The 15,185-nt window shown below is 71.6% G+C and carries 13 protein-coding genes, 1 tRNA gene and 1 pseudogene; 9 read left to right on the top strand and 6 right to left on the bottom strand.

The features are described from left to right. From eno to UW392_RS44445, 6 genes and pseudogenes are all read left to right on the top strand, one after another. Positions 1 to 181: pseudogene (gene eno / locus UW392_RS44470) on the top strand (phosphopyruvate hydratase); the annotation flags it as partial. 122 nt (positions 182 to 303) lie between these two features. Then, complete coding sequence (locus tag UW392_RS44465) at positions 304 to 777, top strand: septum formation initiator family protein (RefSeq protein WP_320781021.1); 474 nt, start codon at positions 304 to 306, stop codon at positions 775 to 777. 55 nt (positions 778 to 832) lie between these two features. Next, positions 833 to 1,381 (top strand): DUF501 domain-containing protein, encoded by a 549-nt coding sequence (locus UW392_RS44460; RefSeq protein WP_320781020.1) that lies wholly within the window; start codon positions 833 to 835, stop codon positions 1,379 to 1,381. Next, on the top strand, positions 1,378 to 2,319 hold the full coding sequence (locus tag UW392_RS44455; RefSeq protein ID WP_320781019.1) for a Ppx/GppA phosphatase family protein: 942 nt from the start codon (positions 1,378 to 1,380) through the stop codon (positions 2,317 to 2,319). Before UW392_RS44460 ends, UW392_RS44455 begins: the two co-directional genes overlap by 4 nt. Before the next feature lie 443 nt (positions 2,320 to 2,762). Further along, positions 2,763 to 4,145, top strand: a complete 1,383-nt coding sequence (locus UW392_RS44450; protein ID WP_320781018.1) for an NAD(P)/FAD-dependent oxidoreductase — start codon at positions 2,763 to 2,765, stop codon at positions 4,143 to 4,145. 238 nt (positions 4,146 to 4,383) lie between these two features. Then, a complete protein-coding gene (locus UW392_RS44445; protein ID WP_320781017.1) occupies positions 4,384 to 5,676 on the top strand; it encodes a cyclopropane-fatty-acyl-phospholipid synthase family protein in 1,293 nt (430 codons plus the stop codon). 84 nt (positions 5,677 to 5,760) lie between these two features. Here the strand turns inward: UW392_RS44445 and UW392_RS44440 are convergent, their stop codons facing one another. After that, a complete protein-coding gene (locus UW392_RS44440) occupies positions 5,761 to 8,280 on the bottom strand; it encodes an ABC transporter permease (protein ID WP_320781016.1) in 2,520 nt (839 codons plus the stop codon). 62 nt (positions 8,281 to 8,342) lie between these two features. Continuing rightward, complete coding sequence (locus UW392_RS44435) at positions 8,343 to 9,113, bottom strand: ABC transporter ATP-binding protein (protein ID WP_320781015.1); 771 nt, start codon at positions 9,111 to 9,113, stop codon at positions 8,343 to 8,345. Between the two features lie 431 nt (positions 9,114 to 9,544). Here UW392_RS44435 and UW392_RS44430 point away from each other — a divergent pair. Together UW392_RS44430 and UW392_RS44425 are read left to right on the top strand one after the other, a co-directional pair. Further along, positions 9,545 to 9,627, top strand: a tRNA-Leu gene (locus tag UW392_RS44430). 322 nt (positions 9,628 to 9,949) lie between these two features. Beyond that, the gene (locus UW392_RS44425) at positions 9,950 to 10,831 is read left to right on the top strand and encodes a Bax inhibitor-1/YccA family protein (protein WP_320781014.1); all 882 of its coding nucleotides are present in this window, start codon (positions 9,950 to 9,952) and stop codon (positions 10,829 to 10,831) included. A gap of 112 nt (positions 10,832 to 10,943) precedes the next feature. Here UW392_RS44425 and UW392_RS44420 read toward each other — a convergent pair whose 3' ends face one another. Continuing rightward, positions 10,944 to 11,174 carry a DUF4287 domain-containing protein gene (locus tag UW392_RS44420; RefSeq protein WP_320781013.1) on the bottom strand — a complete coding sequence of 77 codons (231 nt, stop codon included), beginning with the start codon at positions 11,172 to 11,174 and terminating at the stop codon, positions 10,944 to 10,946. 101 nt (positions 11,175 to 11,275) lie between these two features. Between UW392_RS44420 and UW392_RS44415 the strand changes: the two genes are divergently transcribed. Next, complete coding sequence (locus tag UW392_RS44415) at positions 11,276 to 11,587, top strand: hypothetical protein (RefSeq protein ID WP_320781012.1); 312 nt, start codon at positions 11,276 to 11,278, stop codon at positions 11,585 to 11,587. A 33-nt stretch (positions 11,588 to 11,620) separates the two neighbouring features. Here UW392_RS44415 and UW392_RS44410 read toward each other — a convergent pair whose 3' ends face one another. The 3 genes from UW392_RS44410 to UW392_RS44400 form a co-directional block, all read right to left on the bottom strand. Continuing rightward, positions 11,621 to 12,409, bottom strand: a complete 789-nt coding sequence (locus tag UW392_RS44410) for a hypothetical protein (RefSeq protein ID WP_320781011.1) — start codon at positions 12,407 to 12,409, stop codon at positions 11,621 to 11,623. 280 nt (positions 12,410 to 12,689) lie between these two features. Then, on the bottom strand, positions 12,690 to 13,910 hold the full coding sequence (locus UW392_RS44405) for an acetyl-CoA C-acetyltransferase (RefSeq protein ID WP_320781010.1): 1,221 nt from the start codon (positions 13,908 to 13,910) through the stop codon (positions 12,690 to 12,692). A gap of 186 nt (positions 13,911 to 14,096) precedes the next feature. Continuing rightward, positions 14,097 to 15,131 (bottom strand): SGNH/GDSL hydrolase family protein, encoded by a 1,035-nt coding sequence (locus UW392_RS44400; protein ID WP_320781009.1) that lies wholly within the window; start codon positions 15,129 to 15,131, stop codon positions 14,097 to 14,099. Positions 15,132 to 15,185: the final 54 nt, after the last annotated feature.

Raw genomic sequence — 15,185 nt, 5'->3', positions numbered from 1 at the left:
GACCGAGGACGTCACCATCGCCGACCTCGCCGTCGCCACCAACTGCGGCCAGATCAAGACCGGCGCCCCGGCCCGCTCCGAGCGCGTCGCCAAGTACAACCAGCTGCTGCGCATCGAGGAGATCCTCGACGACGCCGCGGTGTACGCGGGCCGCTCGGCGTTCCCCCGCTTCAAGGGCTGATCCCCGGGTCTCCCGGAGAGCCACGGCTCAGCCAGTCGTACGTACGTCCCCGTACCCGGTCCCGTACCGTGTGCGGGGACGTACGCGCGTGTGCGCGGGGACGGGAACACGGGAGGCGGGACATGGCCGTGAAGGACCGGGACCGGTTCTCCACCGCGACCAGGATCAGGGTGCTCGGCGAGCAGACCGCGGCCCGTGTCTACCGCTCCCAGGCCAAGCGCCAGGTCCGCCGCTCCCGGCTGACCGGCCGGGCCGCCCTGCTGGCGCTCGTCCTGTGCTCGCTGATCGTGGCGCTGGCGTACCCCATAAGGCAGTACGTCTCCCAGCGCGCCCAGATCGCCGAGCTGGAGCAGGACCGCGAGGAGGCCCGCGCGCGGGTCGAGGAACTGCGGGACCTCAAGGCGCGTTGGCAGGACGACGCGTACGCCGAGCAGCAGATCCGCGAGCGGCTGCACTACGTGATGCCCGGCGAGACCGGTTTCGTCGTGATCGACCCGGCGGCGGTGAAGCAGACGCGCGCGCCCCAGGGGACGGCCGGCCGGGCCTGGTACGCCAACCTGTGGGACGGCGTGGACAAGGCCGACGCCGACCGCTGACACCGCCCGCGGGCCTCGATCACCGATCGATCGATGAACTGACAGAGAGACGAGCATGCAGACCCCTCCGCCGCCCACCGGGCGCACCGGACCCACCGACGCCGACGTCGCGGCCTTCGAACAGCAGCTCGGCCGGCCCCCGCGCGGGCTGCGCGCGATCGCGCACCGCTGCCCGTGCGGACAGCCCGACGTGGTCGAGACGGCGCCGCGGCTGCCCGACGGGACCCCCTTCCCGACGACGTACTACCTGACGTGCCCGAGGGCGGCCTCCGCGATCGGCACGCTGGAGGCGAACGGCGTCATGAAGGAGATGACGGAGCGGCTGGGGCAGGACCCCGAGCTGGCCGCCGCGTACCGGGCCGCCCACGAGGACTACATCGCCCGGCGGGACGCCATCGAGGCGCTGGCGGGCTTCCCCAGCGCGGGCGGCATGCCCGACCGGGTGAAGTGCCTGCACGTCCTGGTGGCGCACTCGCTGGCCGCCGGGCCCGGGGTGAACCCGCTCGGGGACGAGGCGATCGCGATGCTGCCCCAGTGGTGGGACAAGGGGCCGTGCGTGACGGTCGCCGGGGCGTGCGGGACCGCCGAGGAGGGCGACAAGTGACCCGTGTGGCCGCCATCGACTGCGGTACGAACTCCATCCGCCTCCTCGTCGCGGACGCGGATCCCGCCACCGGGGAACTGGTCGACCTGGACCGGCGCATGACGATCGTGCGGCTCGGGCAGGGCGTCGACCGTACGGGGCGGCTGGCGCCCGAGGCGTTGGAGCGGACCTTCGCCGCCTGCCGGGAGTACGCGGAGGCGATCAAGGAGCACGGGGCGGAGCGCGTCCGCTTCGTCGCCACCTCGGCGTCCCGGGACGCGGAGAACCGGGACGAGTTCGTCCGGGGCGTCGTCGACATCCTGGGGGTCGAGCCCGAGGTCATCACCGGTGACCAGGAGGCCGAGTTCTCCTTCACCGGCGCCACCAAGGAGCTGACCGGCCGCACCGACCTCGAGAAGCCGTACCTGGTCGTCGACATCGGCGGCGGGTCCACGGAGTTCGTGGTCGGCGACGACCACGTGCGTGCGGCGCGGTCCGTGGACGTCGGCTGCGTACGGATGACGGAGCGGCACCTGGTGCGGGACGGGGTCGTGGCCGATCCTCCCGGGGAGGACGCGGTCGCGGCCGTGCGGGACGACATCGAGGCCGCGCTGGACCTGGCCGAGGAGACCGTGCCGCTGCGCGAGGCCCGTACCCTCGTCGGGCTCGCCGGGTCGGTGACGACCGTGTCGGCGATCGCCCAGGAGCTGCCGGAGTACGACTCCGCGGCCATCCACCACTCCCGCGTGTCCTACGAGCGGGTGCGCGGGATCACCGAGTGGCTGATCGGGTCCACGCACGCCGAGCGCGCCGCGGTGCCCTCCATGCACCCGGGCCGGGTGGACGTCATCGCCGCCGGTGCGCTCGTCCTGCTGGCGGTCATGGAACGGACCGGCGCGCGCGAGGTCGTGGTGAGCGAGCACGACATCCTCGACGGCATCGCCTGGTCGATCGCGTAGGGGGGCCGCGAGGAGAAGCTCGCTACCGACGGGTTACCTCGCCTGAGCGGCTCCGCTACCGTATGAGCGTGGGCGAGGGGCCTTCGGGAGCCCCTCCCGACGCTCCGTCGGAAAACTTCGTGAAGTTCTTCACAAGGAAAAGGAGCCGGTTCGACGAAGAACCACCCCTCAAGGGGCTCTGCGGGGTGCCTCCAGGGCCGAACGGCCCCTTGCGTGTCCAGGTCGCCGACTCCTCGGCGGTCGGGCCGCGGACGCGTGGTCCAGGCCCTTCGGAGGCCGTCGGGGCTGTTCACGCGGCATTGACAACGGTCGTCCCGGCGCCGTGGTTCCCCCGCCGCCGCATGACCTGCGTCACGTGAGCCGCGCAGTGTAGCAGAGGCCCTGTCCGAGCTTGTGAAGGGGCGCACGAGCACCCCTCGGCGGACGGGTGGATACTCGATGGCATGAGCACCACGGAGCGTCCCAGGATCCTCGTAGTAGGCGGTGGGTACGTAGGCCTGTACGCAGCTCGGCGCATCCTCAAGAAGATGCGCTACGGCGAGGCGACCGTCACGGTCGTCGACCCCCGGTCGTACATGACCTACCAGCCCTTCCTCCCCGAAACCGCCGCCGGCAGCATCTCCCCGCGCCACGTCGTCGTCCCGCTGCGACGCGTGCTGCCCAAGGCGGAGGTCCTCACCGGCCGGGTCACCACCATCGACCAGGACCGCAAGGTCGCCACCGTCGCGCCGCTCGTCGGCGAGGCGTACGAGCTGCCCTTCGACTACCTGGTCATCGCGATGGGCGCGGTCTCCCGCACCTTCCCGATCCCCGGTCTGGCCGAGCAGGGCATCGGCATGAAGGGCGTCGAGGAGGCCATCGGCCTGCGCAACCACGTGCTGGAGCAGCTCGACAAGGCCGACTCCACGACCGACGAGGAGATCCGCCGCAAGGCGCTCACCTTCGTCTTCATCGGTGGTGGCTTCGCCGGCGCCGAGACCATCGGCGAGGTCGAGGACATGGTCCGGGACGCGGCCAAGTACTACTCCAGCGTCTCCCGCGAGGACATGCGGTTCGTCCTCGTCGACGCCGCCGACAAGATCCTCCCCGAGGTCGGCCCCAAGCTCGGCCTGTACGGCAAGGAGCACCTGGAGAGCCGCGGGGTCGAGGTCTACCTCTCCACCTCCATGGACTCCTGCGTCGACGGTCACGTCGTGCTGAAGAACGGGCTCGAGGTCGACTCGAACACGATCGTGTGGACCGCCGGCGTCAAGCCGAACCCGGCCCTCGCGCGTTTCGGTCTCCCGCTCGGCCCGCGCGGCCACGTGGACACCGCCGCCACCCTGCAGGTCCAGGGCACCGACTACATCTGGGCCGCCGGCGACAACGCCCAGGTCCCGGACCTCGCCGCCCGCAAGGCCGGCGTGGAGAACGCCTGGTGCCCGCCGAACGCCCAGCACGCGCTGCGCCAGGCCAAGGTCCTCGGCGACAACGTGGTCTCCGGCATGCGGGGCTTCCCGCAGAAGGAGTACAGCCACTCCAACAAGGGCGCGGTGGCCGGTCTCGGTGTCCACAAGGGCGTCGCGATGATCGTCATGGGCAAAATGAAGATCAAGCTCAAGGGCCGTCTCGCCTGGTACATGCACCGTGGCTACCACGGTATGGCCATGCCGACCTTCAACCGCAAGATCCGCGTCTTCGCCGACTGGACGCTCGGCATGTTCCTCAAGCGCGAGGTCGTCTCGCTCGGCGCCATCGAGAACCCCCGCGAGGAGTTCTACGAGGCCGCCAAGCCCGCTCCGGCACCGGCCGCGAGCAAGCCCGAGGAGAAGGCCAAGGCCTCCTGACCTCCGGGTCACCTCAACCGTTCGACCTTGTTCGACCCGAAGGGGCCGTCCGCCATCCGTGGTGCGGGCGGTCCCTTCGGCGTACCGGCGTGACGGTGGGACAGGGTGGCCGGACATCGTGCCCGAGAAGCGAGGTGTGGTCGCTTCGTAGGTGTTCACGTGGTATTGGACACCTCGGGATCCCTTCCCGGGCTCCCCTTGTCCGAGCAGGGGACACCCACCTACGGAGGTGTGCGCCATGGCCGACGCCGCGTCGCGGCTGAACCGACTCGCCGAACAGTTGCTGGGAGCCCCGCTCCCGCTGCGCATCCGTGCCTGGGACGGTTCGCAGGCAGGACCGCCCGATGCGCCGACGCTGGTCGTACGCAACCGCCGGGCGGTGCGCCGGCTGTTGTGGAAACCGGGCGAACTGGGTCTCGCCCGGGCCTGGGTCGCCGGGGACCTGGACATCGAGGGCGATCTGTACGCCGCCCTGGAGACGCTCGCCGGGCTGCTCTGGGAGCGCGCGGAAGGAGGCCGGGGCGTGACGGAAGCGCTGCGCGACCCCGATGTGCGTGCCGGGGTGCGGGAACTGGTCCGGCTCGCCGGGCCCCCGCTGCCGCCCGCCCCGCCCCGCGAGGAGGTCCGCAACCGCCGCCACCTGCACACCAGGCGCAGCGACAAACGGGCCATCAGCCACCACTACGACGTCGGCAACGAGTTCTACGAGATCGTGCTCGGCCCGTCCATGGTCTACTCCTGCGCCTACTGGGACGCACCGGACGCCACCCTGGAGGCGGCCCAGCACGACAAGCTCGACCTGGTCTGCCGCAAACTCGCCCTGGCACCCGACCAGCGCCTCCTCGACGTCGGCTGCGGCTGGGGCTCCCTGGCCCTGCACGCGGCCCGCGGGTACGGCGTGCGCGTCGTCGGCGTCACGCTCTCCCAGGAGCAGGCCGGTCTCGCCCGCAAGCGCGTCGCCGACGAGGGGCTCACCGACCGGGTGGAGATCCGGGTGCAGGACTACCGGGACGTCACGGACGGGCCGTACGACGCGGTCTCCTCCATCGGCATGGCCGAACACGTCGGCGACCGGCCGTACCTGGAGTACGCGCGGCACCTGCACGACCTGCTGCGGCCCGGCGGGCGGCTGCTCAACCAGCAGATCGCGCGCCGCCCGCGACGGGACGAGGCGGCGTACCACGTCGACGAGTTCATCGACGCGTACGTCTTCCCGGACGGCGAGCTGGCGCCCCTCGGCACCACGGTCACCCAGCTGGAACGCGCCGGGTTCGAGGTGCGCGACGTGGAGTCGCTCCGCGAGCACTACGCGCTGACCCTGCGCCACTGGGTGGCCAACCTGGAGGCCGACCGGGAGCGCGCGGCGCGGCTCGCCGGTCCCGGCCGCGCTCGGGTCTGGCGCCTGTACATGGCGGCCTGCGCGCTGTCCTTCGAGCGCAACCGGATCGGCGTCAACCAGACACTGGCCGTCCGCACCCCCGAATCCGGTGAATCCCGCACGCCGCTCCGGATGCGTACCTGGCCCGCCTGACGGTCCGGGCGCCACCGGCGCGGCAGGGGCCCCGTTCCGCTGTGGAACGGGGCCCCTCGCGTCGTCCGGGGAACGGGTGCGCCGCTACTCCGACTTGATGGCCGTCAGCATGTTCAGCCGGGCCGCGCGCCGGGCCGGCCACAGGGCAGCCATCACGCCGACCGTCGCGGCCAGCAGGACGAAGATCCCGATCCGCCCCCACGGCAGCACCAGCTCGTACGTCGCCATCTGGCTCCGTACCAGCTCGCCCACGGCCCAGCCGAAGAACACGCCCAGGCCGATGCCCAGCGCCGCGCCGAAGAGGGAGATGACCAGGGACTCCAGGCGGACCATCCGCTTGATCCCCTTGCGGTCCAGGCCGATCGCGCGGAGCATGCCGATCTCCTGCGAGCGCTCGAACACCGACATGGCCAGGGTGTTGACGACACCGAGGACCGCCACGATCACCGCCATGGCGAGCAGGCCGTACAGGATGTTCAGCATCAGGGTGACCATCTGGGCTATCTCGTCGGAGATGTCCTGCTTGTCCTGCACCGCGATGGCCGGGCTCTCGCCGAGCGCCTTCTCCAGGGTGTCCTTCGCCGTGTCGGACGCCCCGCCGGACATCTTGACCATGACCTGCATGTCGCCCGGGTCGTCCTGGTGCGGGGCCAGGGTCGCGAGGTCGAGCATGATGCCGCGGAACATCTCGTTGCCCTGGTAGACGCCGGCGACGGTCAGCTCCTGCTTCTCCTCGTCCTCGTAGGTAGCGGTGAAGCGGGAACCGGCCTCCCAGCCGTGCTTCCCGGCGGTGTCCTGGTCGACGACGACCTGGGTGCCGTCGATCCTGAAGGCGCCGTCCTCGACCGGGAAGTCGGCCAGCTCCCCGAACGCGGCGCCGTCGACACCGGTCAGGTTCTCGAACTCGTCGTCGCCGACGGTCGAGTAGGAGTTGCGCAGCGGGCTGCTGGCGGTGACGCCCTCGGCCCCGGCGAGCTGGTCCGCGACCTCCGGGGAGAGGTAGGAGCCGTTCGCCATCGACACCACGTAGTCGGCCTTCAGCGAGTCCGAGGCCATCTTGCCGATCGCCGTCTGCACGCTGACCGCCGCCACCGTCAGGCCCGTGATGAGGGTGAGCCCGATCATCAGGGCGGAGGCGGTGGCCGCCGTACGGCGCGGGTTGCGGACCGCGTTCTGGCGGGCCAGCTTCCCGGAGACCCCGAAGACGCGCAGCACCGGCGCCGCGGACGCGATCAGCGGGCGGGACAGCAGCGGGGTGAGGACGAAGACACCGATGACGATCAGCGCCGCGCCGAGACCCATGGGCGCCTGGGCGCCCGTGGCGTCGTCCATCGTCGTCGCGAACAGCACGACGGCGACGCCCGCGCCCGTGAGGAGGGAGCCGAGCGTGTTCCGCAGCACCAGCGACTTGGTGGTCGCCTTGGCGTGCAGGCTGTTCATCGCGGCGACCGGCGGGATCCTCGCGGCCCGGCGGCCGGGCAGCCACGCGGCCAGCATGGTGATGAGGACGCCGACGGCGAGCGCCGCCACGACGGTGCTCGGGGAGACGACGAGCGGCCCCTCGGGGAAGTTGGCGCCGATCGAGCCCATGAGGGAGCGCAGGCCCGCACCGATACCGATGCCGACGGCCAGACCGGTGACCGCGGCGATCATGCCGACGACGAACGCCTCGAACAGGACGGACCGGGTGACCTGGCGGCGCGAGGCGCCGACGGCCCGCATCAGCGCCAGCTCCTTGGTGCGCTGGGCGACCAGCATGGTGAAGGTGTTGGCGATGAGGAACGTGCCGACGAAGAGCGAGATGCCGGCGGCGACCAGCAGGGTCTGCTTCAGGGCGTCCATGGACGAGGTGATCCTGCGCGCCTGCTCGTCGGCGAGCTCCTGGCCCGTCGTCATCTCGACGGTGTCCTTCGGCAGGGCCGACTCGAGCGCGGCCATGAGGGCGGTCTGGCTGACGCCGTCCTCCGCCCGCACGGTGATCTCGTCGTACGTGCCCGCCTTGCCGAAGATCCGCTGTGCGGTCTCCGTGTCGAACAGGGTGAGGCTGCCGCCGGCCGCGACGTTGCCGTCGTCGGTGGTGAAGACGCCGGAGACGGTCGGGGTGAGCACCGGCCCGTCGACGGACATGCGCACCGTGTCGCCGATCCCGTACCCCGTCCGGGCGGCCGTCTCGGAGTCGATGGCGACCTCGCCGGCGCCCCGGGGCGCGCGCCCCTCGGTCATCGGGTAGCGGGGGTCGTCGGTGCCCCAGTAGTTGGCGCCCTGCACCTGCCAGCCGTCGCCGACCGGGTCGCCGTCCTGGTCGGCGAGGGCGGTGAAGCCGGAGACGCTGCCGATGGCGGCGGCGGCCCCCTCGGCCCGTCCGGCCCGCTCGAGGACGGCCGGGGTGAGCTCGTGCTCCTCCCCGTCCTCCGTCCAGGACGGCGTGACGGAGACGTCGACCTCGTCGAAGCCCTTGGCGGAGCTCTTCTCGAAGGCGGCGGAGATGGTGTTCGTGAAGACCAGGGTGCCGGAGACGAACGCCACGCCGAGCATGACGGCGAGCACGGTCATGAGCAGCCTGGCCTTGTGCGCGAGCACGTTGCGCAGGGCGGTACGGAACATGGGGAATCTCAGTCCGGTGGGGTCGGGGGCGTGGGATGCGAGAGAGGGGGCGGGCCGGCGCCCTAGCTCGTACGGCCCTTGGCGTCGAAGCGCTTCATGCGGTCCAGGACCGAGTCGGCCGTGGGGTCGCGCAGTTCGTCGACGATGCGGCCGTCGGCGAGGAAGACCACGCGGTCGGCGTACGCGGCGGCGACCGGGTCGTGGGTCACCATGACGACGGTCTGGCCGAGCTCGCGCACGGAGTTGCGCAGGAAGCCCAGGACCTCCGCACCGGAACGGGAGTCGAGGTTGCCCGTGGGCTCGTCACCGAAGACGATCTCCGGCTTGGAGGCGAGGGCGCGGGCCACGGCGACGCGCTGCTGCTGGCCGCCGGAGAGCTGCGCGGGGCGGTGGCGGAGCCGGTCGGACAGACCGACCATGCCGATCACGGTGTCCAGCCACTGCCGGTCCGGCTTGCGGCCCGCGATGTCCATGGGGAGCGTGATGTTCTCCAGGGCGGTCAGGGTGGGCAGCAGGTTGAACGCCTGGAAGATGAAGCCGATCTTGTCCCGGCGGAGCTTGGTGAGCTGCTTGTCCTTCAGGGAGCCGAGCTCCGTGTCGCCGATGCGCACGGAGCCGGAGGAGAAGGAGTCCAGGCCGGCCACGCAGTGCATCAGCGTGGACTTGCCCGAGCCCGACGGACCCATGATCGCGGTGAGCTCCGCCTGCCCGAAGTCGACGCTGACCCGGTCCAGGGCGATCACCTGGGTCTCGCCCTGTCCGTAGACCTTGGAGAGGTCCGTGGCGCGGGCGGCCACGGCGGTGGACCGGCCGGCGATGGATGTGGTGGTCACGGGGAGGTGCTCCTGTCGGGACGGCTGCGGGGACGTCTTCCATCGTCCGGGCCGACGGGCGTCCTGTAGTCACCCGCTGTTCCGGTTCGGGGGGCCTTCTCGAGTCGGACGGACCGTGGCCGTGTCATACCTGGGGATGACGGGCGCCCCCGACGGCGGGCGGCCGGCGTACGGCGGCGGGGCCGGCGGCGGCCGGGTGCCGGGCCCTGGGTGGGATCTTGTGGAGGCCGCTCGCGCGGACGGTGAATTCCCGTCATTCCGCACACGGGCGGCTCGGCTCCGCGGAACGCTGCTGGCGAGTGCGGATGGCGCGCACCGAGTGCTGATGCACCCTCAGACGTCAATAAAATAAGACAACATCGGCCCGCTACTCCGCTGTTCGGGGGATGGCGTCCCGATAGGGTCGTTGCTCGATGCGGAGCCCATGGCCTGCCCGGATGGTGGAATGCAGACACGGCGAGCTTAAACCTCGCTGCCCCTCGCGGGCGTACCGGTTCGAGTCCGGTTCCGGGCATCTCCGATCGCACGGCGCTCGACCTGTCGCACGACGGGTGGGCGCCGCTCCTGCACCCGGACCCCTCGGAGCCGCTCCGCGGCCATGCCCCGGCCGGTCGCCGGATCGTCACCGACAGTGACCGGGCGGATGGTCTCCGGACGGTACCGGACCGGTACCGGGTCGGTCATGGATGATCGAGAGCCCGGTGGGGAATCACGCAGACGCGTAGCGTGTTCCACGTCACGACGAGGGAAAGATCCTCCCCAAGCACTAGGGTCAATCCTTTGCCTATCTATTACTCTTGAGCCAAGGCCACGCAGGGTGGCCGTGGAGGAGTGAAATGAGGAGCAGCAACCCGGTCTTCTCGCGACGGGGGTTCAGCCGCGACAACGGCTACGCGGGCTTCAACACCGCGCCGCAGGCCGGGGGAGCAACTGTCGGCACGCAGGCAGGCCCGTACGCGCAGCAGGGCGGCAACCCGTACGCGACGAACCCTTACGCCCAGCAGGACCAGCAGTACGGCGCCCCGCCGCAGGCCCCGGTGTCCGCCGGCCGGATGACGATGGACGACGTCGTCATGCGCACGGCCATGACGCTCGGCACCGTCGTCGTCGGCGCCGTCCTGGCGTGGACGCTGCTGCCGGTGTCGCCGACGAGCTACGCGCTGGCCGCGGGTTCCGCGCTGATCGCGATGGTCCTCGGCCTCGTCCAGAGCTTCAAGCGCAAGGCCTCGCCCGCGCTGATCCTGGGGTACGCCGCCTTCGAGGGCGTCTTCCTCGGTGTGATCAGCGAGATGTTCAACACGCGCTGGTCGGGCGCCCCGTTCCAGGCGGTGCTCGGCACGATGGCGGTCGCCGGCGCGACGCTGCTCGTCTACAAGGCGGGCTGGATCCGTGTCACCGCGCGGTACGCACGCATCGGCATCACCATCGCCCTCGCGTTCGTGGCCGTCATGGCGGTCAACCTGCTGCTGGTCGTCTTCGGTGTCGCCGAGGACGGCGGGCTGCGGAGCATGGGCCCGCTCGGCGCGGTCGTCGGCATCCTGGCGATCCTGCTCGGTGCCTTCTTCCTGACCCTCGACTTCAAGCAGATCGAGGACGGTGTCGCCTACGGCGCCCCGAAGGAGGAGTCCTGGCTGGCCGCCTTCGGTCTGACCATGAGCCTCGTCTGGATCTACATCGAGATGCTGCGGCTGGTCGCCATCTTCCAAGGCGACGACTAGTCCGTCCAGGAGACGGGCACCGCCACGCGGCGGTGAACGAGGAAGGGCCCCGGGAGCCAGGCTCCCGGGGCCCTTCCTCCGTATGGGTGCTCGACCGTGGTGGGAGACGCGCTCACCGCAGGTTGCGCGCGGCCCTCCGCAGGTCGTACTCGTGGACGAGCGCCTTCGCGTGGCCGTACGCGAGGTTGTGCTCGTGCCGGAGCCAGCTGACCTTCTCCTCGAAGCGGAAGAGGGCCGGACCCTCGTCGACGGTGCGCAACCAGTCGGAGACCTCACGACCGGTGCAGTGGGGGATGCGGGCGAGCAGGTTGCGATGGGTCTCTGCGGAGAAGACTTGGGACATCGGCGCCTCCGGACGCTGGGATGTAAGCCGGTCCTTGACGTCACCGTGCCCGAGCGGCGACGTGTTGGCAACAGTCCCGTGGTGGCGCGTAATCTCGCGGGGTGCTTGATACGACGCCGCTGACCCGAGCCGTGGACCACTTCGCCGACCGGCTCAGAGCCGCCCCGCAGAGCCGGCTGCAACGGGGCGCGGCGGCCGAGGCGCTGGGCCTGGCCAGGGAGTTGGCACGGCGTGCGCAGCAGTTGGAGGAGCCGGGAGCGGAGTACCGGGAGATGCCCGACGCCGGCATGTTCGCCGCCGCCGACCAGATCACCGTCGCCGGACACGACCTGGCCCTGGCCCTGACGGACGAGGGCGAACTAGCGGTCGCGGTGGCGCTCGTGGAGGAGGCGCAGAAGCGCGCCGGGGTGTGACCGGCGCGCGGGCTCCTGCGGCGACTACAGCGACTACAGCGACGCGATGACGCGGTCGGCCAGGATGTAGACGTTCTCCTCGCCGCACCGGAACGTCAGCGTGTACGCGCCCGAGACACCCGAGCCGCCCAGCAGGACCGGGCCCTGGCCGGCGCGCAGGGCGGTGGCCAGGCGTTCGGCGGTCTCCCGGTGGCCGGGGGTCATGCACAGGGTCGTGCCGTCGGCGAACACGTACACGTCCAGGGTGCCCAGCGGGCCGGGACGGACGTCCGCCAGCTCGGTGCGGGACTGGGCGAGCTCCTCGAGGCAGATCACCGTGCGCTCGTGGTCGCTGACGACCGGGGACGGCACGGGCACGAAGTCCGGGTGGGAGGGGTGCCGGCGGCGGGCCGCGGCCAGCTCCGCGGAGTCCCCGGGGAACTCGTCGTCCTCGGCGCCCGGCTCGGTCACCGGCTGCGCGTGGTCCAGGCCCGCGAAGTCCGCCTGGCGCGGCAGATAGAGCTCACTGTCGGGCAGGCCCAGCAGGGACGGCGCGTCGGGGACGTCGCGCGCGTCCTGGGCGGCCCAGAACGCCCGGGCCTCCGCCAGTTCGCGCTCCCGCTCCTCGGCGAGCGCCTCGGCCACGGCGGCCCGTATCCCGTCCGTGTCGGCGGCCGTGCGGGCGGCGGGGATCATGGCGCGCTCGTGTGCGGCTTCGAGGCGGCTCTCGGCGAGCTCGGTGCGCAGGGCCGCGACCTGGCGGCCCAGCGTCCACTGGGTGCGCAGGACGGCGACGCCCACTGCCGCCGCGGCGGCAGCGGTGAGCAGCAGAGCAATCGGCATGGCGCTCACTGACGTACTCCCGGTTCAAAGTCGACCCTCGACTTCCTACATCAGCTTGAAGGGCGGACTAACCAGCTGTCAGTGCGTAACGTCACGAAACGGACAGGATTTCCGGGGTGGCGTTTTCCGGTGAAACGGCTCTGGCCTGCGTATCTCCCGCCGCCGAGGGACGAAGGTCACATCCTGGGGGAGATTGGATCACGGAACGGCCCGGAACCCCGGTCGTGTCAGGGTCCCGGGCCGAAGGATCACGTTCGGTCCGGCGGGGATCACCCAGGGATCAGCTGAGCCGCTCGACGACCATCGCCATGCCCTGCCCGCCGCCGACGCACATCGTCTCCAGGCCGAACTGCTTGTCGTGGAACTGGAGGGAATTGATCAGCGTGCCGGTGATCCGCGCGCCGGTCATGCCGAAGGGGTGACCCACGGCGATGGCGCCGCCGTTGACGTTCAGCTTGTCGAGGTCGATGCCCAGGTCGCGGTAGGAGGGGATCACCTGCGCGGCGAACGCCTCGTTGATCTCGACCAGGTCGATGTCGTCGATGGTCAGCCCCGCCCGCCGCAGCGCCTGCCGGCTGGCCTCGACCGGGCCGTAGCCCATGATCTCGGGGGACAGCCCCGAGACGCCGGTGGAGACGATCCGGGCGAGCGGTGTGAGGCCCAGCTCGCGCGCCTTCGTGTCGGACATGATCACGAGGGCGGCGGCGCCGTCGTTCAGCGGGCAGCAGTTGCCGGCGGTGACGCGGCCGTCGGGACGGAAGACGGGCCGCAGACCCGCGACGCCCTCCAGGGTCACACCGGGACGCGGACCGTCGTCCTTGGTGACGACCGTGCCGTCGGGCAGCGTGACGGGGGTGATCTCCCGCTCCCAGAAGCCCTTCTCGATGGCCTGCTCGGCCAGGTTCTGCGAGCGGACGCCGAACTCGTCCATCTCCTCGCGGGTGACGCCCTTCAGCCGGGCCAGGTTCTCGGCGGTCTGGCCCATCGCGATGTACGGGTCGGGCAGCAGGCCGTCCTCGCGCGGGTCGTGCCAGTCGGCACCCTCGGTCTCGGCCACGGCGGCCGTACGGGCCTCGGCGTCGGCGAAGAGCGGGTTGTGCGTGTCGGGCAGGCCGTCGGAGGTTCCCTTCACGCTGCGGCTGACCATCTCCACGCCCGCCGAGACGAACACGTCGCCCTCGCCCGCCTTGATGGCGTGCAGCGCCATGCGCGACGTCTGCAGCGACGAGGAGCAGTAACGGGTGACCGTACAGCCCGGCAGGTGGTCCAGGCCCATCTGCACGGCGACGATCCGGCCCAGGTTGTGGCCCTGCTCGCCGCCGGGCAGGCCGCAGCCGAGCATCAGGTCGTCGATGTCCCGCGGGTCCAGTTCCGGCACCTTGGCCAGGGCCGCCTGGATGATCGTGGCGGTCAGGTCGTCCGGGCGCAGATCCTTCAGGGAGCCCTTGAACGCGCGGCCGATGGGGGAGCGGGCGGCTGAGACGATGACGGCTTCGGGCATCACGGCTCCATTGACGTTGGACGGATACGGCGGTGCGGCGGGACTGTGGGCGAAGTTACCCGTACGTATGGTCGGGGTCACGGGTGCGGGGGTGTGACACGGGCCGCACTTTCCTAAGCGCTTGCTTTTCCGTCGGGCCGCCGCGTACCGCCTTCCTGCCTCGTCCCGCAGCCGGTCGCCGGCGCATCAGCCGGTCCGGTCGGCGGCCGTCGGCGGGGCCGGGTCACAGGCCCGGACGCGACGGCGCCGGCGGCGCTTGAGCAGGGCCCACGGGCCGCGCGGCCCCGTGGGCATGGCCGCCGCGACCTCCGTACCCGCCTCGGACGCGGCCTCCGCGGCGGCCCGCGCCACCGGCAGGAAGCCCTCGCGGCGGGAGAGGTCCGGGCGCTCCTCCTCGGCAGGCCAGAGGCCGAGGGCCGCGCAGATCGAGGGCAGGACCGCCATGGCCGCCGTGGCGTACCCCTCGGCCGACGGGTGGTAGTTGTCCGGCCCGAACAGCTCGCGCGGGTTCGCCTCGAACTCCGGGCCCAGCAGGTCGCCCAGCGAAACGGTCCGGCCGCCCTGCTCCACGGTGCCGATGGTCTGCGCCGCCGCCAGTTGCCGGGACGCCCGGCGGGCCAGCCAGCGCAGGGGCTGCTGCACCGGCTCGATCGTGCCCAGGTCGGGACAGGTGCCCACGACCACTTCCGCGCCCGCGGTGCGCAGCCTGCGGACGGCCGCCGAGAGGTGGCGGACCGAGCGGGTGGGCGGCAGCCGGTGGGTGACGTCATTGGCGCCGATCATGATGACGCAGATGTCCGGGACCAGCTCCGGATCGGCGAGGACCAGGGACACCTGGCGGTCCAGGTCGTCCGACTGGGCGCCCGGGAGGGCCACGTTGCGCAGGAGCACCGGGCGCTCCGCCACCGCCGCGAGCCCCGAGGCCAGCAGCGCGCCGGGCGTCTGGCGCGCGCGGTGCACGCCCTGCCCGGCCGCCGTGGAGTCACCGAGCATGGTCAGCCGCAGCGGAGGGGCGCCCGGGTCGTCGTACGCCCGTCCGTACACGCCCTCCGCGCTCGGTGGACGCGGGCTCGCGCCGTTGCCCACGTGCCGCTTGGCCAGCTGCACCTCCGCCACCAGCAGGCCGGCCGCCGCCGCGCCCAGCAGACCGATACCGCCGCCTCCGTATGCCGCGCCCGCAGCGATGCGCCGGGCCGCTCGAGCCCTCGACATCCTCGTCATGGGTCGCCGCCACCTCTCCGTAGCCGTACAACCACTCCTTGCCCCGCGAGGGCC

It is taken from the genome of Streptomyces sp. CRN 30, assembly GCF_034105845.1.
The sequence above is the reverse complement of the archived record's forward strand: the minus strand, read 5'-3'. Positions and strand labels throughout refer to the sequence as shown.

Excerpts from the sequence above, each read along its gene's own strand:
- UW392_RS44465 (WP_320781021.1), top strand. The coding sequence starts at position 304 with ATGGCCGTGAAGGACCGGGACCGGTTCTCCACCGCGACCAGGATCAGG.
- UW392_RS44460 (WP_320781020.1), top strand. The coding sequence starts at position 833 with ATGCAGACCCCTCCGCCGCCCACCGGGCGCACCGGACCCACCGACGCC.
- UW392_RS44450 (WP_320781018.1), top strand. The coding sequence starts at position 2,763 with ATGAGCACCACGGAGCGTCCCAGGATCCTCGTAGTAGGCGGTGGGTAC.
- UW392_RS44445 (WP_320781017.1), top strand. The coding sequence starts at position 4,384 with ATGGCCGACGCCGCGTCGCGGCTGAACCGACTCGCCGAACAGTTGCTG.
- UW392_RS44440 (WP_320781016.1), bottom strand. The coding sequence starts at position 8,280 with ATGTTCCGTACCGCCCTGCGCAACGTGCTCGCGCACAAGGCCAGGCTG.
- UW392_RS44425 (WP_320781014.1), top strand. The coding sequence starts at position 9,950 with ATGAGGAGCAGCAACCCGGTCTTCTCGCGACGGGGGTTCAGCCGCGAC.
- UW392_RS44420 (WP_320781013.1), bottom strand. The coding sequence starts at position 11,174 with ATGTCCCAAGTCTTCTCCGCAGAGACCCATCGCAACCTGCTCGCCCGC.
- UW392_RS44410 (WP_320781011.1), bottom strand. The coding sequence starts at position 12,409 with ATGCCGATTGCTCTGCTGCTCACCGCTGCCGCCGCGGCGGCAGTGGGC.
- UW392_RS44405 (WP_320781010.1), bottom strand. The coding sequence starts at position 13,910 with ATGCCCGAAGCCGTCATCGTCTCAGCCGCCCGCTCCCCCATCGGCCGC.
- UW392_RS44400 (WP_320781009.1), bottom strand. The coding sequence starts at position 15,131 with ATGACGAGGATGTCGAGGGCTCGAGCGGCCCGGCGCATCGCTGCGGGC.